Raw genomic sequence first — 20,038 nt, forward strand, 5'->3', positions numbered from 1 at the left:
TTATTGATTAATAACCTGGATTTTGAACAAGGTTGGTATTAGCAATTAAATCTGCTGTTGGAATAGGGAAAAGGTTGCGTGTTTCTGCAAGCGCAGTACCTGCTTTGACACCACCTTTAAACGGCCATAAATAAGATCCATCGGTAAATTTGCCATAACGCACTAAATCTGTACGTCTGAAACCTTCCCAATAAAGCTCACGGGCACGCTCCTCTAAAAACAAGTTCACGTTAAGTGACGTCACATTACCTGTAGCATTGCCATAAGCACGCTGACGAAGGTTATTAAAATAAGTCAGTGCCGTTGCCTGGTTACCACCACTTCCACCACGGGCCACAGCCTCACCATAGATCAGGTATTGTTCAGCCAAACGGAATAAAGGGAAATCCAGTGAAGACATTGAACCGCCATTTGAAGGCGCAGCAACACCTGTAGAACTTAAATTTCTAAATTTAGTAACCCTTAAACCATCAGAGAACACACCCGGATCATCTGTAGCTACCTTTGTTCCAAAGAACATGGCGCGTTTATCTGTATTTCCAGTGCGATCAGCAAAACTAAGCGGCAGGTTACTCAAACTTCTGTTACCGCCCCAACCACCGTTTGGAATACCAAAAGAAGCTGGTACCATTTCTGCATTTACGGCAGCATTGATCAGGTAAGTCGTACCACCAAAGTTTTCACCACGCATGCCGTCATAATTAAGCGTTAAGATCAGCTCATTTTTACTGGTGATGTGGTTATCGGTAAGGAACAAGTTTTTGTAAGTTGTCGACAGGCTATAGCCTGCGTTGATCACTTTACTTGAATAAGTAATGGCTTCTGTATATTTAGGAGTTCCTGCATATACTTGTGCGTTTAAATATAACCTTGCCAATAATGCCCATGCGGCACCTTTGTCGGCTCTGCCATATTCATTACTGCGGGCATCCGGAAGTTCCGTTTCAATGGCTTTCAACTCAGACTCTACGTAATTGAATAATTCGGCACGGCTGATTTGTTTTGGTGCTACTTTACCAATCGCATCATCTTCTGTAACAAAAGGAGGATTACCAAAACCATCCATCAACACCCAGTACTGAAAAGCACGCAGGAAACGAGCCTCAGCCCTGTATTGATTGATAGTGGTCGCATCAGCACCCGAGATATTACGACTGGCCAGTTTTTCTGGTGTGCTCTCTCTAAGGAACTCATTGCTCACCGTAATCTGGTACATGGCTCTTGAATACAAACCTCTTAAGAAAGTATTGTCTGTTGACCATAAGGAGGTGTTCAATTCAGGAATTCCCACATCACCCCATGAACAGATGGCTTCATCTGTCGTTAATTCCTGGGACATCCAGAACAGGCGTAAAAAATCTGCAAAACCAGCATCTAATCCGCCGATATCACTGGCACCAGAACCACCGGAACCTGTTAAGCCAAAACTGGCATATAATTTTACCAGGGAGTTTTTATATCCTGCTGGTGTAGCATAAACATCTGTTGAAGTTTTATCATTAACCGGAGTTAAGTTCAACGCGTCTTTTTTACAAGAAGAAACTGACACCAATAAAATGATGGAAAAGGTTAATATCTTATGTAATTGTTTCATATTCTTCATTTTAATTAAAATCCAACATTAAGACCTAAAGAGAAAATTCTCGGTCTAGGGTACAAATTGTAATCTATACCGTTACTCAATTCAGGATCTACCCCATCATAATTTGTAACTACAAACACGTTCTGCACATTGGCAGAAACACGCAGGTTGGCTGTACCATTTCTAGAGATGTTACCTGCATTGAAGCCAAGGCTTAAGTTATCCATTTTCAGGAAAGAAGCATTTTTAAGGTAGTAATCACTCAGGTATTGATTAGAGGTGAAATTGGTGAAAAGCACATCCGGATTGGCATTGTTTACCAAAGCACTCGGGCTCAAAATATTTGATCGCACACCAAGGTTGGATGAAACGTTATCATATACATAGTTCCCAACACTTGCTCTTAACACCGTGCTCAGCGTCCATTTTTTATAATCAAGCGAGGTGGTAAATCCAAACAGGAATTGTGGTTCCGGTGATTTGTAATAATACTGGTCACTGGTGTTGATCACGCCATCGGCGTTACGGTCAACATAAACCCCTTCCAATGGTGTACCCTGCTCATTATATACTTGTTGATAAACAAAGAAAGTTCCGGGGATCTGGTTTGGTGTATTGTATTTAATGTTGATACCCGTACCACCGGTAATCGTACCGGCATCTACTTTAAAATCAGAATTAGGATTAACAGTTAGGTTAGTCACCATTCTTTTGTTGTAAGCCATGTTGAAGCCGAAGTCCCATTTCAGGTTTTCGCCTCTGATGGCACCAATGTTCACACTGGCTTCAATACCTTTATTTTCCATGTTACCCACATTCGTAGTTAACCTGTTGCTAAAGTTTACCCCTACCGGGATGTCAATGGTACTTAATAGATCTTTGGTTTCCTTGTAATAAACATCAACGCTACCATAAATACGGCCATTGAAGAAACCATAGTCAATACCTGCATTATAAGTCTGGGTAGTTTCCCATCTTAAATCAGGATCATAAGCAGCAGGTGAGAAATAATCATAGTAAACACCACCAACTTGGTACTGGCCAGTATTTGAGTTCAGGTAATATTTAGACAGGTAGTCGTAATTGCCGATACCATCTTTATTACCCGTTTCACCATAACTTAAACGAAGTTTTAAATCAGATACTACTTTACTATCTTTCAAGAAATCTTCACCAATCGCTCTCCAGGTAAAACCTGCAGAAGGGAAATAACCCCAACGGTTTTCTTCAGAAAACTTAGAAGAAGCATCGGCCCTCATGGTGGCAGAAATGATGTATTTATCAGCTAAGGTGTAGTTTAAACGGCCGTAGTAAGAAAGCAATTTATTTTGCTCAATGCCAAATGGAAATTTAGGCGTTGAAAGCACATTTCCTGCAGCGTTGTAAGTATCATAATTGTTTTTCTGATCATTGTTATCATAATAACCATAACCCGCTGTTACATTGATATTACTGTTGAGACCGGTTAAATCTTTGGCATAGTTCAAATAAGCCTCCAGGAAAGTATTCTCCTGATTGTTTAAGAAATGACTCATCGATCCTTTCGTAGCAGCACTTTGCGCAGCAAAATCCGGAACTCTGGTCCAGCCTTGTCCTTTGGAGATATCATAACCCACGTTCACATTCGCATGTAATTCAGGAAGGAAATGGAACGAATAGTCAATTTGGGCATTACCGAAAGAACGGTCAACCTGGCCATTGTCATCTCTCAGGTGAATTAAACCCAATGGGTTTCTTGGTGCATTTGGATTTGGAACACCATCAGCGATCCATTCAAAGTAGTTACCATAGGCATTTTGCGCGCGAACTGCTTGCGTTGGGTCAAACTGCAAGGCAGCACTTACGGCTCCCGTATTGGCAAAATTAGAATTGCTCAATGATCCCTTAAGGTTCAGGTCAACTTTAAGGTGGTTGTCAAAAAAGCTTGGTGAAACACGGAAACCACCGGTTGCACGTTTTAGCCTGTCTGTAACTAAAGCACCTTCCTGATCAAGGTAACCAACAGAAACACGGTAAGGAACATTTTTGAAAGAACCAGCAATGCTGATGTTATTATCGGTACTGAAAGTATTTCGGTAAATTTCATTTTGCCAATTGGTATTTGCACTACCTAACAAAGAAGAAAAAGTATCCCCGTCATCATTGTAGGCTTTATCATTTGCGGCAACATAAGCACGCAGTTGTTCCGCAGATAACATACTTACCTGTTTTGCAACCGTTCCATAAGAATTTACTGTGCTTAAATTAATGACAGGCGCACCTGCTTTACCTTTTTTAGTGGTAATTAAAACAACTCCGTTTGAAGCTCTTGAACCGTAAATAGCAGTTGCATTTGCATCTTTTAAGATAGTGAATGTTTCAATATCATTAGGATTGATTAAACTTAAAGGATTTGCGGCACCACCAATGCTGGATCCGCTCATTGGAACCCCATCCACAACGATCAAAGGATCGTTACTGGCATTTAAAGAGGCACCACCACGGATACGGATTACACTTCCCGCCCCCGGCTGACCGCTGTTAGAGGTGATTTGCACACCTGCTACTTTACCGGCAATCAATTGCTCAGGACTGGTAATGCTACCGGTCTGGAAATTTTTGGATGAAACTGTCGATACAGAACCTGTTAAGTTCTTTTTCTCTACAGTACCGTAACCGATCACCACAACCTCATTTAAGTTTTGTGCATCAGGTTTAACCGAAAAATTTGCGGTGGTGTTTCCTGATACATTAACCGTTTGCTCTGTAGAACTGTAGCCTACATAACTTACGGTAACCAGGAAGGAACCATTGCTTAAACCGGTAAGGCGGTAAACCCCGCTTACATCAGTTGTTGTGCTTCTGCTAAGGCTTTTAATTTGAACAGACGCTCCCGGAAGTGATTGTCCGGTTTCATCTAAAACTGTTCCAGTCAGTGAACTGGTTTGTGCCTTTACTATGAATGCTGACATCATTAGGAGCAACAATAAGCAAGGCTTAAGTAGGTAAAATACTCTCATATTTGAACTCGTGTTTAGGTGTAAATATTTGGTTAACAAACTGCGTTTATAACACTAAGCTAAATCTACAGCTGTATTCGGTAATTCAAAATATAATTTCAGCTTTTTTTCTGTCGCCATATTATATACTTTTTTACCCTCCATAAACACCTGATTATTTGTAGGTTCATTTTTTAAAAAACAAGGATTTGTTAACTTTAGCAATTGATCATCAATTCATTACAAAGTGATTCTGTTTAAAAAAGTGTGAAATTTACACTAAGGGTATTTTGGAGGTATTTTCGGGAACGATCCCGGGATCGTTCCCGAAGGTTTTGGTGTTTTTACATTTAGCTGACCTTTGAAGACGTCAGATTTCTGCGCGTTCAGGCTAAAAGTTGAAAAATATTGCTCGAAAATAAGGGAGATTAAGGGTGCTGAAAACAGGCGTTTTCAGACGTTATTTTCAGTGGATCTGCGCTTGATTAATTTCGAATCCAGGACCACTTTTTTATCACACTCCACAGCATCCGGGGCCTCCAGCATATTGAACAAAAGCGAGGCCGCCTCAACGCCAATTTGTATGGCAGGTTGTGTAACCGTAGTGAGGGAAGGATTAAGCAAAGGGGCTATAACCAGACTTGAAAAGCCAATGACCTTCACTTGATCAGGAATTTTGATATCAAGGTCATAACAAGCATAATAGGTCGCAAAAGCAAGTCGCTCTACGGAAGTAAAAACGCCATCAGGTTTTAACACCTGCAGCATTTTCTTCAAGATCATATTGTTTTCATCGTAACTGTTACTGCAATCTACAACCAGTCGGTCATCATAAGAAATGTTGTGTTTTTCCAGCGCATCCAGGTAACCCTGCATGCGGGTTTTACCGATGGAAAGATTCTTATTGATCACGAGGTAAGCAATGCGCTTACAGCCTTGCTCAATAAGGTGCTCCGTTGCCGAAAAACTGCTGTCATAATCGTTAGTGATGACCCTTGGGGTAATGATATCTTCATACACCCTGTCGAAGAAAACCAGGGGCAAACGCTTTTTACCGAATTCATTAAGGTAGGTATGATCGTTTGCTTCACCAGAAACAGACATAATGATGCCATCTGCCCTTCCATTGTGCAAATGCCGGATAAAGGAAACCTCTTTTTCATACTCATCATCGGTAGCATAAATCAGGATATGGTAACCTTTTTCACGTGCGATGCGCTCAATACCATTGATGGCCTGGGAGAAAAAGTTATTACCCAGCTCGGGAACAATCACTGCAATCGTTTTACTGCGCTGTTCGCGCAGGTTGCTGGCATAATGATTGGGTTGGTAATGAAACTCCTTAGCTTTAGCCAGAATGCGCTCCTTGGTCTCCTTATTGATGTCACTGTTATCCCGGAAAGCCCTGGAAACGGTAGAAGTCGACAAGTTCAAGGCCTTGGCCAGCTGTTTAATATTAATATTTTCCATCGGTTTCTTTATTCCAGCGCCAATCGCCGGCAATCTTTAAGGGCAACTCCAGGCCACTATCCTGTAAAAACTGCTTTAACTCCTGATCTGATTGTTTTTGAACGGGTATTTCTTTCGTGTCTGCAAGTGCATAACTGAGCATTGCACCATAACGCACTGTATTTTTTAAGCCTTGTTCATCTACGAGGGCAAAATCATCACCGTTGGAATGATAAAACTGACCAGCATTATTGGGCAGTTTCCCACCGAAGCTCCCTCCTGTTGGAATACCCTGCAGCATAAATGGCTGATGGTCGCTGTGTAAACCAGCGCCTGCTCTGAACAGATTTTTGTAACCTGTATCCAGTTTAGCCATGTCAGTGCCCCATGCACTAAACAGCTCCTGCATTTCTTTCCTGCTGGCCGCAGCCCCCTTAGGGTCGTTGGTCATATCGTAATTGAGCATAAATTTCACCTTTTGCAGGTTGCCCGCCTTAATCGCCTCCGCCACATAAGCTTTAGAACCCAGTAAACCCTGCTCCTCGCCCATGAATAATACAAATTCCAGCGTTCGCCTGGTTTTCAACTGCAGCTTTTTAAAAGTACGGGCCATATCCATCACGGCAAAAGAACCAATACCATTATCAATGGCACCAGTGGCCAGGTCCCAGCTATCTAAATGCCCGCCCACAACAATTTTTTCTGAAGGAAGATCTTTACCTTTCAAAGTAGCAATCACATTACGGGCTTTGATCAGGCCAGAAAAATTTGTCATCTCCAGGCTTGCCATTTGCTTGCCCGACGTCAGGGCCGTTTTAATTTTTAGCCCATCTTCTAGTCCTATACAAACAGCAGGAATAGCAATCAACTTTCCGGTAACGGAAGCTGTACCTGTTAAAAGCACATTATTTTTTACGGTATTGATGATGATAACGCCCACTGCACCGTTTTCGATGGCAAGGGCAGTTTTTTCCGAACGGTGCAAAGAAGGTGTACCTGCAGCAGAGCCGGACAGCACGCCAAGGTATACCAGGGCAATTTTACCTTTCACCTGTACGCCATCACGTTGGTAATCGGCAGCCAGGCCATTGCCTACATCCACTACTTCGGCAGTTACACTGGCCTTAACCGGCGAATGCGCAAGGGCGACCGTTTTCACTTCCTTTAAGTTATTGCTGAGCTCGCCAATTTTAGTGAGATTGGTCAGCCGGCTCCAGCTCTCCACTTCAAAGGGCTGGTATTTTACCTGGTAGCCATATGATTGGAGGAGTTGATAAGCATATTCTTCAGCTTTAGCGCCATTAGGCGAACCGGTTAAACGGTGACCAATGGTCGTTGAAGCTTGTTTTAAATTGTTATATACCGGAGAGTGTTGCTGAACTTCCGTATTGATTCTGGAGAAGGTGTTATAAAATTTATCCTGTGCATGCAAGGAAACACTGCAGCAAATCAGTAAAAAACCAGCGATAGCCTTCTTCATATTTTATTTCTTTCTTTCGGTAGTGTAACGAACCAGTTGTTCCAGACCTGTTTTTGCCTCACCATCAGCAAAGCTGTTCAGAATTTCAAAAGCTTCCTGCTGGTATTCCAGCATTTTTTCCTCTGCATAAAGAACGCCATTCTTGCTGTTAACGAAATCAATGATCTCCTGAATCTTCTTCGGATCATCTTTATGGTTTTTCACCAGGTTGATCATCCGTTTTTTTTCTGCTTTATCAGCATTGTTCAACGCATAAATCAACGGTAAGGTAACCTTTTTTTCTTTAATATCGATTCCCAACGGCTTACCCACGTCATCTGTTCCGAAATCAAAAGTATCATCTTTGATTTGAAAAGCAATACCCACTTTTTCACCAAACAAACGCATCTTTTCCACATCTTCATCACTGGCACCCGCCGAAGCTGCACCACAGGCACAACAGGATGCAATTAAGGAAGCTGTTTTCTGACGGATCACATCAAAATATAAAGTTTCGCTGATGTCCATCCGGCGTACTTTCTCGATCTGCAGCAATTCTCCCTCACTCATCTGTTTAACCGCTTCAGAAACGATCTTCAGCAATTTAAACTCATCATTATTGATCGATAACAACAGCCCTTTGGCCAGGAGGTAATCTCCCACCAGCACGGCAATTTTATTTTTCCATAAAGCATTAATAGAAAAGAAGCCCCTGCGTTCATAAGAATTGTCCACCACGTCATCGTGCACCAGGGTAGCAGTGTGCAGCAATTCCACCAATGAAGCGCCACGGTGTGTAGATTCTACAATGCCGCCACAAAGTTTTGCGGCAAAGAACACAAACATGGGGCGTATCTGTTTACCCTTACGTTTTACAATATAATGTGTAATCCGGTCAAGCAAAGGCGCATCGCTATGCATAGAAGCTTTGAACTTCTTTTCGAAAACCGAGATATCGGCTGCTATAGGTTGTTTAATTTGATTTATTCCCGGCATGCAGGTTAAAAAAGTTATTCACAAACATATAATAAATTCCGCTAATACGGCATAATATTCTTCATGGCGCTGTATCCACCTGCTATATTAACCACCTGGTTGATGCCTCTTGCTTTTAAAATGGAAGCAGCAATCATTGATCGGTAGCCACCGGCACAATGGATATAATAGGTTTCCCGGGGTTGAATTTCAGCGGTCCAGTCATTAATATAATCCAAAGGCTTGCTGGAGGCGAAGTCAAAATGTCCAGCTTCATACTCGCCAGGTTTACGTACATCTAACACGTTGCTGCCTGGGTTTTCCTTAATGATCTGGTCAAATTCTTCCGCAGACACCGAATCAATGGTTTCGACATCTTTGGCAGCAGCAATCCAGGCCGGCAGGCCACCTTCCAAAAAGCCGATGGTACTATCGTAACCCACCCTTGCAAGTCTCATTAGTGCTTCCTGTTCTTTACCTTCTTCCACCACCAATAAAATAGGGTGTTCCAGGTCGGTAATTAAGGAACCTACCCAAGGTGCAAACTGGCCATTTAAACCAATGTTAACCGAGGAAGGAATAAAGCCAAGGGCAAAAACCTCCGGATCTCTGGTATCGAGGATTAAAGCACCGGTTTGATTGGCCAGTGTCTCAAAAGCTTCAGGCGATAAAGGATTGAGGCCTTTTTCGTAAACCTTGTCTACACTGCCGTAGCCAGTTTTATTCAGGGCAGCATTCTTTGAAAAATATTGAGGGGGAGGTAAAATCCCCTCGGTAACCTCCTTGATAAACTGTTCTTTGGTACTGGCCTTCAAAGCATAATTGTTCAGCTTTTGGTTACCCAGGGTATCAAAAGTTTCTTTACTCATGTGCTTACCGCAAGCGGAGCCTGCGCCATGTGCCGGATATACCAGCACCTCATCTGGCAAAGTCATTATTTTTCCGTGAAGGGAATCATATAGGGTTGCAGCCATGTCTTCCATGGTCAGCTCGCCTTGCTGTGCAAGGTCTGGCCGTCCCACATCGCCAATAAATAAGGTATCGCCGGTAAAAATACAGTAAGGCTTGCCATCTTTGTCTTTCAGCAGGAAAGTGGCCGATTCAGGGGTATGCCCCGGGGTATGCAAAACGGTGATGGTAATTTCACCAAGGTTAAAGACCTCGCCATCGACCGCAATATGCGATTCAAAGGTGGTATCAGCCGTTGGGCCATATATGATTGTTGCACCCGATTTCTGTGCCAGGTCCAGATGGCCGGACACGAAGTCTGCATGGAAATGCGTTTCAAAGATATATTTGATGACAGCACCATCTTTTTCTGCTCTTTTTAGGTAAGGCGCTACTTCCCTGAGCGGATCAATGATTGCGGCCTCCCCATTACTTTCGATATAATAAGCAGCCTCAGCGAGGCATCCTGTGTAAATTTGTTCTATCTTCATGGCGTCGTATTGCTGACAAAAATACCTTTAATTCTTATACCGTGAGCTCTCCACGGAGCGATTGTGACATTAACTGGGCTAATTCTGCCGGCGGCAGTCCCATTCCCATCAAGTACATGAGTTTTGTGACCGCAGCTTCAAAGGTCATATCATAGCCGCTGACCACCCCCATTTCCTGCAGTTTCCTGCTGGTTTCATATTTGCCGAGCTCTACTGAGCCTACCTGGCACTGCGAAATGTCGACTATGATTTTACCTGCAGCGATGGCTTCCTGCAGGCTATCAATAAACCATGCTGCTGTGGTGGTGTTTCCAGAACCGAAGGTCTCCAAAATAATGGCATCCACTTCAGAACGGGTAACAGCTTGCAGGGCTTTTGTGGTGATACCCGGATAGATTTTGAGCACGCCGATGTTGGCATTGAAGTTTGCGTGAACCTTTAAAGGCTCCACTGGCGTCTGTTTGATGTAGTTTTTGAAAAAAGTAAGGTGTACCCCCGCCACTGCCAGTTTATGATAGTTGGGTGTGCGGAAAGCCTCAAAATTTTCGGCATTGTATTTAATGGCCCTGTTACCCCTAAACAACTGGCCGTCGAAATAGATGCACACTTCAGGCACCATGGCTTTATCCTGTTTCTTGGTCGCGGCAATTTCCAGGGCAGTGATCAGGTTTTCTTTGGCATCAGTCCTGATTTCCCCGATGGGCAACTGGGAACCAGTTAATACCACAGGCTTGGCCAGGTTCTCGAGCATAAAGCTTAGGGCCGATGCGGTATAAGCCATGGTATCAGAACCGTGAAGGATCACAAAACCATCAAATTCAGTATACCTGCTTTCAATGATTCTCGCCAGCTCGCCCCATACTTCGGGGTTCATATTGGATGAATCCAGGATAGGATCAAAGGAATGCACCTCCAGGTGGTAATTTAGCCTGTTCATTTCAGGTACGTTCTGCTGGATTTGTTTAAAATCAAATGGCATCAGCGTACCGGTGTTGGGGTCGTTGACCATCCCAATGGTACCGCCCGTATAAATGATGAGGAGTTTGATCATGTGGTGCTAAACTAAAAAAATATTTCTTGAATTGGCTGTGGTCACAGCCGCAATTTCTTCCAGCGGAAGGGCATAAATTTCAGCTACTTTTTTAGCGATATGCACCAGGTAACTGCTTTCGTTGGGCTTTCCGCGGAAAGGTACCGGAGCCAGGTAGGGAGAATCGGTTTCCAGCACGATGTTTTCAAGGGGCACATGTTTCAGCACTTCATCCAGTCCTGCTTTTTTATAGGTCACCACCCCACCAATACCAAGGTAAAAACCGAGTTCAATAGCCTGAAGGGCCTGGTCAAGGTTGCCGGTAAAACAATGCATAATCCCTCTTAACTTTTCGTCTTTCTCTGCTTCCAGCACTTCAAATATTTCATCGAAAGCCTCGCGGCAATGAATCACAATAGGTAAATCCAGTTTCTTAGCCCAGGAGATCTGTTGTTTAAAAGCATCAACCTGTATAGCAAGGGTGCTTTTGTCCCAGTACAAATCAATTCCAATCTCGCCGATGGCAACGATCTTGCGGTCAGGGATGCTGTTATAAATCCCTTCGAGTTGGGTTTGATAATCTTCCTTCACATCACAGGGATGAAGACCTGCCATAGCGAAACAGTTTTCGGGATATCGCGCTAACAGTTCGTCGATCATGGGTATGGAGGCTAGGTCTACGTTGGGTAGGAACAATCGTTCCACTTGATTGTCCAGGCAACGCTGCATTAAGGCTGCTTGTTTTTGTTCATCCCTTTCGTAATACAGGTGTGTGTGGGTATCTGTTAAAAGCATGGCGCAAAGTTATTGAAAACTATTTAATGATAAGGTAAGGGAGATGAAGGGTTAAGCTTGCCGATGGCAAACGTTAGGCAGGTTTTAGGGAGGCCCTGGCAGGGGGTCACGAGGGCGTTGGCAGGGCCATTTGCCCTGGTTAGGCCCTGGCAAGGCCCTAGCAACGCCCTGCCAATGCCTTGGTAACCTTTAGTTTTCAGTTAGGTGTCCACATCGTGAGGGTAAAGGTGGAGTTACCCATCATCAGCGTTGAAAGTCCTGCACACCTCTGGGAATTATTGCAAGGTAGAAGACTGAAGACACCAGGCTTTTGACCGATAGAACGAACGAGATGTCCTTTACCTAGCCAAAGTAATCTGCCGGATAAACAACAATATCGTAGCGCTCTGCAATTTCTTTAACCTTTTCTGGACCAGCCACACTCACTTCCCTAAACATCTCTTCGAGTCCAGCCGGCATTACCGTGCAAATCAGTTTGGCTATACGGTCTGAAGTATTTTTAAAGGCATGAACATCACCCCCAAAAGGTATGCTGACAAAAGCACCTTGATTTGCCTGAATTTTCCCCTCTGCCGTACGAAATTCAACTTCGCCTTCAAGAACAAAAAAGGTTTCCTGGATATCCGGGTGGGAATGTGGCATAGGCCCACTGCCTGGCGGAACATTCAACTCAATGACAGCATAGGACCCGTTTGTTTGCTTGCCATCGATAATAATTCTGTATTCACCGCCTGCTATTGTCACGCGTTCACCATCGACATTGTTAATATAGGTTATCATATGCTCAGTATCTTAACTTCTTTCTAAGTTAAAAAGAAAAGTGTAGTAAAATTTAAGCTTTATATTCATCAAAGCCATATTGCCTCTTCATCCAAAAGCGAGCAGGTATTTTAAGTACATTCTAAAAAAGCACTGCTATTTCTGGTGTAATGGAACTTTCGCCTTTTAGAATGGCTATTATTGTTTTTTCAGGTTTCCCTGTACGTACCGCAAATTCTTTAGGGCCCATATTCAGCTCTTCCAATTTTTCGCCCAAGGTTTCACCCGGGTGGAAGGCGATGTCTATATGAAATTCGTTTACACTTGCCATAATTGCTGATCATTAATGGTATCTAATAGGTAATGATTTCAAGCCCCACAATCTTAAACCTGGCAAAGGTACTTCAGTTTTAATTTACATCAACGGAAATAACAATCTTGGTATTAAATTCTCTATCATTTTGACTAATAAGGGTAAAGACTATTTGTAAATGTTATTTTTATTTATTGAATGAAATTTTCCTTCCAATTTAAGTCTTCCATTGAAGAGATCGTGCTTAATATTATTCAATTCTGTAATTAATTCTTCTTTTGTAGTTGCATTTTTTATTCTATTATATACAGCATATGCATATTCTTTCGAATGACTACCTTTATGTAATGTTCCTTTGTAAATACTATTTTTATCTCCCGGCAAAAAAATACCATTGATAGGATGATTTATATCTATGTCAAACTTTTCGAGAATATCCCTTGATCCATTTGCATTTATATCATTTCCTTCAACAACATGGTGTGCTTCTTTTCCGCCAAAAGCATTTGAGATTTTACATGCAAGTGGATCCATTGCAGCGAGCAGATTTTTTGCTAAGATTCTTCTACATGACTGTTTACCTAATTTCAATTTTGCTGCACCGATCTTTTGAAGATTATCATCTGTGGGGAACTGTAAATATGGTGCCATTTGTTTTCTTCGTTCACTTAGGACCACCTCATTTACTTCTTTAGAATAATCATCGCCCTTGATAGTTAGATTATCAAATTTCGGAATACATTCATTTGGTGACACTTGAATAACGTCTAATGAAGATTTCCCTACAGGGATACTTAGTCTTAATTCTTCCATAATATATTAATCACTTGTCTGTACGAGTGATTCCTGAATTTCGCGCGCTCTAAAATCAGAAATAGCTAATTGGTTTCTTAACCTATCTAAAACTCTCCATGATTGTTCAGGAATCTTACCATCTATCATAACTTCTTTTAATTCTTCTACATACTCTAATTCGGCTTCTGTCATTTTAAACGGATTATTGCAAGCCTCAATCTCGTTAGCACGTTCTTCAGAAACTCCCAATTTTTGTCTTCTTCTGTTTAAATAGTACCTCTCGTTTTCATTTATAATCGGCCCATTTTCGCAAACAAAAAGATATTCCTCTAAATATTGTTGTTCCGTCTCGGTTAAAGCATGATTTGCAATAGGAATTGTTAAATTATTGAGTTCATTGATTGATTTAAACTTGACTTCAATTTTCCATGTTGTTTCTGCATCTGATTGAAATGTTCTTTTAGAATTGACATCGGCATTTGCTTTGCCTTTGGATAGTAGCGCATTAAATTCCGCTGAAACATTTAGCTCCGACTCTTTTGAAGTGAACTTAACTTCTTTAGTTGATATGTTTTGTGTAAAAGACAATTGGTCACCATTTAGTCTCATAGACGCCAATCTTTGCCATTTAGTTTCTTTTGGATACCATATCAAGTCAGTGGGGACGTAAGGTTTTTTGTATGGATTAAATTCATACAATAAATATTGATCCGAATTTATGGATAAATCATCCTCTATTCCCGTTTTTGTATCCGCATTGATTTTCGCACCGACTATTCTTACAGCACCTTCAACACCTACATTAACTTCGTTAGTGTGGGCTTCATTGACTTTTAATCCATTCTGGGAAATAACTTTTATTTGAGTGGCTCCCAGACCCTGTAATAACAAATAAAATTCGCTTATCTTATCCTCGAAAAATAAAAGTTCAGCTTCTTCATACGGAACATATAATTTGGCATCATAAGGATGTGAAGTATATAATATATTTGGCACTGGATGGTTTAACGGAAACTTTAAAAAAGATGGCACTCTGTCTTGTTCGAAAGTCAAAATTTCATCCGAGTATCTACCGGCAATATCTTTAAAAACAACTAAAAATTGACGCTTACTTACATGCCAAGAATCGAAAGCTTTCTCCCAGACAGAATCAGTAATTTTAGATTCGACAATAGAATAAAGGTCGGCATGAAACTTATCGTTTATATCATTACCCAATTTTTTTATTATTTGTTTTCGAGCATCAAACCATAAGTTTTCTTTTTTTCCTATTGCATTAAATCCAGCATTTACAGTATTTAAAGTCTCCTTATAAGTATCATATTGATTTATGAGTTCTTGCATATATTCTCTCACCTCTGTCAAATCGAGCTTACGTCCGATATGCCGTTTCTCTATCAAACGTTCTTGAAAAGTCTTTTGAAAAATATCATTTAGTTCATTATGGTCGCATTTTTCATCTTCAGAGATTTTTATAATGTCTTTCAAATTACCTTGTATGAAGCTAAGCAACTTGAAAGCATCACTTAAACGAATATTAACATCATCAATTTCTTCAAAGGGAATTTCAATATTAACATTGTGAATGTAAAAAGATAATTTAGCCGACAGATAAAGATTTATGAAAACTAAATAATTTGATTTCCCATGGGCATTTCTCTGAAAGACATTTGTTTTTATTAACTCATTAATTAACCTCTCACTATTTATTACAACACCTTGATATTCACCAAGCTGAAATAGACCTTCGATTTTCTGAAGTTCCTGCTCGACATAATGAGAAGATTCAAGTTCGAATTCGTCTTCTACCTCTATTTCATTTCCCTCATCCAAACTATCTTCATTTTTAACCATCCTAATAAAAGTACCTCGAGACTTATTGTTAAGAAGATCTGCAAATTCATTTAAAAATTTTGGCTTTAAGTCGCAACAATCCTTAATGGGGATTTGATGTATACAAGTTTGAACAGTTATTACTAAATAATCTGTTTTTTTGTCATAATTTATAGATTCAATATCTGCCCATTGAAAGTTAAATTTCTCATTTCCTTGCGTAAAAGCAATTTGGTAATTCGTGATAACAAATTTTGTGTTTATGGAATAGAAAGAACTAAAATAATAGATGATATCTTCAATAGTAGATAATTTAAACTCTTTAATTATCCTGCTTGTTAATGTGTTGGTGAATTCATCGCCTACTATAGGCATCTCCTGTTTTCTACTTTGTTTAACTACCTTTATAAGTTCATTTTCAAAATTCATAAAATTACTTCTATATTATCTAGATTTAACGGATTAATTCTTAATTGTTGCTTAAAGCCACGCTCCCGTTCGGGAACCTTTTTAGCCCCTGAAGGTATGGCACTGATTTAGAGTGTTAGAAAGAATAAATGATTTGAAAGTTACTACTATAAACTTCAGCTACTTGAAATCTAGAGTTGTATGTAATAATATATTCTGGCAGTAAATGAGAGTGAGAGCGTATCATATTGTTTATATCATAAAAAATAAAGATGCAGATATTATTAATGATATTCAAAACTATTCGGGCTAAGAATAAATTCAATGGTATAAAGCATCTTCCAATCCACCCACAAAAAAACCCCGTCCAAATGGCTGGACAGGGTTTAATACACATCAGTAAAAATTACCGGATGCTTATTTTTTTACAGGAGCTGAAGCTGCCGGAGCTGCTGGAGCTGCTGAAGGTTTCTTAATGTCTGTTAATTCAACTTCAAATACCAAAGGTGTATAAGGATTGATACCACCCTGAGGCATACCATTCTCACCATAACCTAGTTTTGAAGGAATGATGAAAGTAGCTTTACCACCTTTACCCAATAACTGCAAACCTTCGTCAAAACCTGGAATGGCTCTTCCCAAAGCAAATTCACGTGGGCCGTATTGTGCACCAGGATTAAATTTACCTGATTCTTTCGCAATTTTCTCATCACTGGTATCAAAAACATTGTCTTTACCGTCTGTTTTCTTAGTCGCTAATTTACCGGTATAGTTAACCATGATGGTATCGCCTATAACAGGTTTTTGAGCAGAACCCGGATTAGTAATTACATACTGTAACCCTGAAGCAGTCGTTTGAACTTTAAGTTTGTTATCAGCAATATACTTTTTGATTTTACCTTCTTCAGTAGTTTTGTGTTTTTCAATTGCTGCCTGAAAATCTTTCTGGAAGAATTCTCTTGCTTTGTTCTGGAAAGTTGAATCAGCTTCACCTTTATGTTTGTGTAATACTTTTTCCACTTTAACCGTAAATACCAGGTATTTATCGTTTTTAAACTGTTCTGGTTTTGGCTGACCAGAATGTTTAGCCATGGTATCAAGGTCTAATTTGAAAGTAGCACTGTCACCTTCACCAAAAAGGAACAACACATCATTCATATCACCATCATACATTTTCTTTCCAACCGGAAATACTTGTGGTTGTTCCAGGTCATAGGTATTAGCCATCACTGAATCTTTATCATTTTTCTGAATAAAGTTCAATTTAATGATATCTCCTTCTTTAATTTTCTCTTTTCCTTCTGATTTATGTACCGTGTACATTAAACCTCCCGGTCCCTTTTTGTAGTTGTTACATGCAGCTAAACCAAGGGTTGCCGCTAAAATAATTACTAAACTCTTTTTCATTCGTTATAATTTGTTTTTTAATTTGTTATGAAACCATTAAAAGTTGATGATGGCTTCATGGCGTTCTTTTGATCTATTTTGTTTTTATTTATGGCTTGAACTCTTTCGAAATTCAATGTTTTAAAGCAATAATTGCGTTTTATATTCTGGTAAAATTGATTTAAAGTACTCCACTGTATCTGCAAGGTTTTTCTCAGAAAAACCACCTGCAGCATTCTTATGCCCTCCACCGTTAAAGTATTTTCTGCAAATTTCATTGGCAGGAAAGTCTCCTGTAGAGCGCAAAGATAGCTTAACCTTATCTTTTCTTTCAATAACAAATGCGGCCAATCTAATGCCGTTTACCGATAAAGCATAATTTACTATGCCTTCCGTATCGCCGGTAACAATATCATATTCCTTCAATTCCTCAGCAGTAACCGTAATGATAGCTGTATTTAATTCTTTGATCACTTCCAGCTTGTTCGATATGCAATGTCCCAGAAAACGTAAACGGTTTTCGGTAGCATTATCGTATACCAGCTGGTGAATTCGCCAGTGTTCTGCCCCTGCATCAATCAGGTCTGCCGCAATGCGATAAACTGCCGCAGTGGCCGAAGGAAAGCGGAAAGACCCTGAATCTGTCATGATTCCTGTATACAGACAGGTTGCAATATCTTTTGTCATATAGGCGCCATCTTCCAATTCGTTGATGATAAAATCATAGACCAATTGGGCAGCAGCACAGGCATTGATATTCCAGTGTCTGTAATCATCAAAATCTTCAGGATCCAAGTGATGATCAATCATCAGTTTATAACCAGAAGCGGCACGGATCACCTCCCCCAGTTCATTGATCCTGCTCAGTGTGTTAAAGTCAAGACAGAAAATAAGGGCCGCATTAGCAACCAGTTCATCAGCTTTTTGCTGTTCCTGGGTGTAAATGATCACATCGGAATGGTTCGGCAGCCAGTGCAAAAAATAAGGGTAATCTGTAGGAGTAATCACCTTCACATGATGCCCTTTCTGTATCAGATAAGCGTATAGGCCTAATGAAGAACCCATAGCATCACCATCTGGTTTATGGTGAGTCGTTATGACGATTTTTTGTGGCGTTGCCAGCAATGATTTTAGTTCAGGAAGAGATAGCATATATATAGTTGCAAAGCTAACAATTTAATGATAAATGACGCTCATATTATTTCAAGCTTTAATATTAAGTGTATTATATGTAATTTTGAAAAAAATTATAAATTAAATGGCTACAAACAGAACTTTTACCATGATTAAGCCTGATGCTGTTGCTAATGGGCACATCGGAGCAATTATCAACGACATCACTGCTGCAGGTTTCAAAATCATTGCATTAAAATACACTAAACTTACACCGGAAACGGCTGGTAAATTCTACCAAATTCACAAAGAGCGTCCTTTTTATACTGATTTAGTAAACTTTATGTCTTCTGGCCCTATCGTTGCTGCCATTTTAGAAAAAGACAATGCAATTGAAGACTTTAGAAAATTAATTGGTGCTACTGATCCTTCAAAAGCTGAAGAAGGTACCATCCGTCAAAAATACGCTAAATCAATTGATGCCAATGCGGTTCATGGTTCAGATTCTGATGAGAATGCACAAATTGAAGGCGACTTCTTCTTTACTGCTGAAGAACGTTTTTAAGCTTTAATTGAGCTATATTAAAATGAGCTATTTAAAAGGCTGTATCACATGAACATGGTACAGCCTTTTATATTTCATCATCCGGGGCACCGTTCCATCGTCATCCCGGGCACTGTTCCAGGATCTATTAATTGAATGAATTAGCGCCCGTTGACAACCTGAAATCTAAAAAACCGAATTATACAACTAGATACTATAAAATGAAACACATCTTTATATGCCTGCTGGGGACCATGTTTGTCTTTACGGCATCTGCACAGAAAAAACCAGTTGCCGCTACACAAAAGAAACAAGCGGCACCTGTTCAAGTGAAGAAACCAGCACTGAACAACGGGCTTGATTCTGCCAGTTATGCATTTGGGTTAATTATGGCCACAAACTTAAAATCTAACGGGTTAACGACTTTAAATTACGATATCATGGTGAAAGGCTTAAAAGATGCCTTCAGCAACCAAACTGCCCTGTTATCTCCTGAGCAATCAGAAACTGCCATCACTACCCTTTTCAAAGAAGCCAGTAGAGTGAAAAATGCCGCAAGCATTGCTGAAGGAAAGGCTTTTTTTGAGAAGAACAAAAAAGTGCCCGGTGTCATTACTACGGCCAGCGGCCTGCAATACCAGGTATTAAAAGCTGGGAGCGGCGAAAAACCGGGGCCAACAGCACAGGTTAAAGTTCATTATAAAGGTACTTTGCTGAACGGAAAACAATTCGATAGCTCTTACGACAGAGGAGAGCCTACGCCATTAGCGGTGAACAACGTTATTCCGGGTTGGACTGAGGGTTTACAATTGATGCAGAAAGGTGCTAAATTCAAGTTCTTTGTACCTTACCATCTGGCTTACGGTGAACGTGCTGCCGGACCAGAAATACCTGCTTACAGCGATCTGATTTTTGAAATTGAACTGATTGAAATAGAGGGTAAATAACGCAGCAAACAAACCATTTGAAGGCTTCATTGTTATTAGGGAAACAAAATCTATAACTATGAAAAAGTATCTTCCTCTCGCCATGGTGGCATTTATAGCCACAACGCTAACAAGTTGCGACGCCATTGAAGGCATATTTAAAGCAGGGCTCTGGTCCGGAATAATTATCGTAGTGCTCGTGCTTGCACTCCTCATCTGGATCGTCAGTAAGATATTTGGAGGAAGAGGTTAAG

17 protein-coding genes are annotated in these 20,038 nt (G+C 40.5%); 3 read left to right on the plus strand and 14 right to left on the minus strand.

Annotated features, from left to right (window positions below; all coding sequences use genetic code 11):
* Positions 1-7: 7 nt before the first annotated feature.
* The 14 genes from WG905_RS16835 to WG905_RS16900 all read right to left on the minus strand — a co-directional run bounded on the left by WG905_RS16835 (position 8) and on the right by WG905_RS16900 (position 18,353).
* Positions 8-1,594 (minus strand): RagB/SusD family nutrient uptake outer membrane protein, encoded by a 1,587-nt coding sequence (locus WG905_RS16835; RefSeq protein ID WP_339592919.1) that lies wholly within the window; start codon positions 1,592-1,594, stop codon positions 8-10.
* A gap of 14 nt (positions 1,595-1,608) precedes the next feature.
* Complete coding sequence (locus WG905_RS16840) at positions 1,609-4,536, minus strand: SusC/RagA family TonB-linked outer membrane protein (protein ID WP_339592920.1); 2,928 nt, start codon at positions 4,534-4,536, stop codon at positions 1,609-1,611.
* 477 nt (positions 4,537-5,013) lie between these two features.
* Complete coding sequence (locus tag WG905_RS16845) at positions 5,014-6,030, minus strand: LacI family DNA-binding transcriptional regulator (protein ID WP_339592921.1); 1,017 nt, start codon at positions 6,028-6,030, stop codon at positions 5,014-5,016.
* A complete protein-coding gene (locus WG905_RS16850; protein ID WP_339592922.1) occupies positions 6,017-7,489 on the minus strand; it encodes a M28 family peptidase in 1,473 nt (490 codons plus the stop codon). Before WG905_RS16850 ends, WG905_RS16845 begins: the two co-directional genes overlap by 14 nt.
* A gap of 3 nt (positions 7,490-7,492) precedes the next feature.
* Positions 7,493-8,464 (minus strand): polyprenyl synthetase family protein, encoded by a 972-nt coding sequence (locus WG905_RS16855; RefSeq protein ID WP_339592923.1) that lies wholly within the window; start codon positions 8,462-8,464, stop codon positions 7,493-7,495.
* A 41-nt stretch (positions 8,465-8,505) separates the two neighbouring features.
* Entirely contained in the window at positions 8,506-9,882 is a 1,377-nt protein-coding gene (locus WG905_RS16860) for an MBL fold metallo-hydrolase (protein ID WP_339592924.1), read from the minus strand.
* A gap of 34 nt (positions 9,883-9,916) precedes the next feature.
* Positions 9,917-10,933, minus strand: a complete 1,017-nt coding sequence (locus WG905_RS16865) for an asparaginase (protein WP_339592925.1) — start codon at positions 10,931-10,933, stop codon at positions 9,917-9,919.
* A 6-nt stretch (positions 10,934-10,939) separates the two neighbouring features.
* On the minus strand, positions 10,940-11,707 hold the full coding sequence (locus tag WG905_RS16870) for a TatD family hydrolase (RefSeq protein ID WP_339592926.1): 768 nt from the start codon (positions 11,705-11,707) through the stop codon (positions 10,940-10,942).
* A gap of 342 nt (positions 11,708-12,049) precedes the next feature.
* Positions 12,050-12,487, minus strand: coding sequence for a cupin domain-containing protein (locus tag WG905_RS16875; protein ID WP_339592927.1), 438 nt, complete (start codon positions 12,485-12,487; stop codon positions 12,050-12,052).
* 121 nt (positions 12,488-12,608) lie between these two features.
* Positions 12,609-12,797 (minus strand): helix-turn-helix transcriptional regulator, encoded by a 189-nt coding sequence (locus WG905_RS16880; RefSeq protein WP_339592928.1) that lies wholly within the window; start codon positions 12,795-12,797, stop codon positions 12,609-12,611.
* 150 nt (positions 12,798-12,947) lie between these two features.
* On the minus strand, positions 12,948-13,592 hold the full coding sequence (locus WG905_RS16885; RefSeq protein WP_339592929.1) for an AHH domain-containing protein: 645 nt from the start codon (positions 13,590-13,592) through the stop codon (positions 12,948-12,950).
* 6 nt (positions 13,593-13,598) lie between these two features.
* Positions 13,599-15,836: a hypothetical protein gene (locus WG905_RS16890; protein WP_339592930.1), complete on the minus strand. Its 2,238-nt coding sequence runs from the start codon at positions 15,834-15,836 to the stop codon at positions 13,599-13,601.
* A gap of 396 nt (positions 15,837-16,232) precedes the next feature.
* The gene (locus tag WG905_RS16895; protein ID WP_339592931.1) at positions 16,233-17,222 is read right to left on the minus strand and encodes an FKBP-type peptidyl-prolyl cis-trans isomerase; all 990 of its coding nucleotides are present in this window, start codon (positions 17,220-17,222) and stop codon (positions 16,233-16,235) included.
* Between the two features lie 120 nt (positions 17,223-17,342).
* Positions 17,343-18,353: a DHH family phosphoesterase gene (locus WG905_RS16900; RefSeq protein WP_339592932.1), complete on the minus strand. Its 1,011-nt coding sequence runs from the start codon at positions 18,351-18,353 to the stop codon at positions 17,343-17,345.
* A gap of 106 nt (positions 18,354-18,459) precedes the next feature.
* Between WG905_RS16900 and WG905_RS16905 the strand changes: the two genes are divergently transcribed.
* From WG905_RS16905 to WG905_RS16915, 3 genes are all read left to right on the plus strand, one after another.
* Positions 18,460-18,879: a nucleoside-diphosphate kinase gene (locus tag WG905_RS16905; protein ID WP_339592933.1), complete on the plus strand. Its 420-nt coding sequence runs from the start codon at positions 18,460-18,462 to the stop codon at positions 18,877-18,879.
* Positions 18,880-19,079: 200 nt separating this feature from the next.
* Positions 19,080-19,805 (plus strand): BamJ family beta-barrel-assembly machinery protein, encoded by a 726-nt coding sequence (bamJ, locus tag WG905_RS16910; RefSeq protein ID WP_339592934.1) that lies wholly within the window; start codon positions 19,080-19,082, stop codon positions 19,803-19,805.
* A 58-nt stretch (positions 19,806-19,863) separates the two neighbouring features.
* Entirely contained in the window at positions 19,864-20,037 is a 174-nt protein-coding gene (locus WG905_RS16915; protein WP_339592935.1) for a hypothetical protein, read from the plus strand.
* The last annotated feature ends 1 nt before the right edge of the window (position 20,038 follow it).

The organism is Pedobacter immunditicola, from assembly GCF_037482985.1.
Taxonomy (GTDB): Bacteria; Bacteroidota; Bacteroidia; order Sphingobacteriales; family Sphingobacteriaceae; genus Pedobacter; species Pedobacter immunditicola.

What these genes read in the sequence shown, in the direction of transcription:
- WG905_RS16835 (WP_339592919.1), bottom strand. Translation starts at nt 1,594, where the DNA reads ATGAAACAATTACATAAGATATTAACCTTTTCCATCATTTTATTGGTG.
- WG905_RS16840 (WP_339592920.1), bottom strand. Translation starts at nt 4,536, where the DNA reads ATGATGTCAGCATTCATAGTAAAGGCACAAACCAGTTCACTGACTGGA.
- WG905_RS16845 (WP_339592921.1), bottom strand. Translation starts at nt 6,030, where the DNA reads ATGGAAAATATTAATATTAAACAGCTGGCCAAGGCCTTGAACTTGTCG.
- WG905_RS16850 (WP_339592922.1), bottom strand. Translation starts at nt 7,489, where the DNA reads ATGAAGAAGGCTATCGCTGGTTTTTTACTGATTTGCTGCAGTGTTTCC.
- WG905_RS16855 (WP_339592923.1), bottom strand. Translation starts at nt 8,464, where the DNA reads ATGCCGGGAATAAATCAAATTAAACAACCTATAGCAGCCGATATCTCG.
- WG905_RS16860 (WP_339592924.1), bottom strand. Translation starts at nt 9,882, where the DNA reads ATGAAGATAGAACAAATTTACACAGGATGCCTCGCTGAGGCTGCTTAT.
- WG905_RS16865 (WP_339592925.1), bottom strand. Translation starts at nt 10,933, where the DNA reads ATGATCAAACTCCTCATCATTTATACGGGCGGTACCATTGGGATGGTC.
- WG905_RS16870 (WP_339592926.1), bottom strand. Translation starts at nt 11,707, where the DNA reads ATGCTTTTAACAGATACCCACACACACCTGTATTACGAAAGGGATGAA.
- WG905_RS16875 (WP_339592927.1), bottom strand. Translation starts at nt 12,487, where the DNA reads ATGATAACCTATATTAACAATGTCGATGGTGAACGCGTGACAATAGCA.
- WG905_RS16880 (WP_339592928.1), bottom strand. Translation starts at nt 12,797, where the DNA reads ATGGCAAGTGTAAACGAATTTCATATAGACATCGCCTTCCACCCGGGT.
- WG905_RS16885 (WP_339592929.1), bottom strand. Translation starts at nt 13,592, where the DNA reads ATGGAAGAATTAAGACTAAGTATCCCTGTAGGGAAATCTTCATTAGAC.
- WG905_RS16890 (WP_339592930.1), bottom strand. Translation starts at nt 15,836, where the DNA reads ATGAATTTTGAAAATGAACTTATAAAGGTAGTTAAACAAAGTAGAAAA.
- WG905_RS16895 (WP_339592931.1), bottom strand. Translation starts at nt 17,222, where the DNA reads ATGAAAAAGAGTTTAGTAATTATTTTAGCGGCAACCCTTGGTTTAGCT.
- WG905_RS16900 (WP_339592932.1), bottom strand. Translation starts at nt 18,353, where the DNA reads ATGCTATCTCTTCCTGAACTAAAATCATTGCTGGCAACGCCACAAAAA.
- WG905_RS16905 (WP_339592933.1), top strand. Translation starts at nt 18,460, where the DNA reads ATGGCTACAAACAGAACTTTTACCATGATTAAGCCTGATGCTGTTGCT.
- bamJ (WP_339592934.1), top strand. Translation starts at nt 19,080, where the DNA reads ATGAAACACATCTTTATATGCCTGCTGGGGACCATGTTTGTCTTTACG.
- WG905_RS16915 (WP_339592935.1), top strand. Translation starts at nt 19,864, where the DNA reads ATGAAAAAGTATCTTCCTCTCGCCATGGTGGCATTTATAGCCACAACG.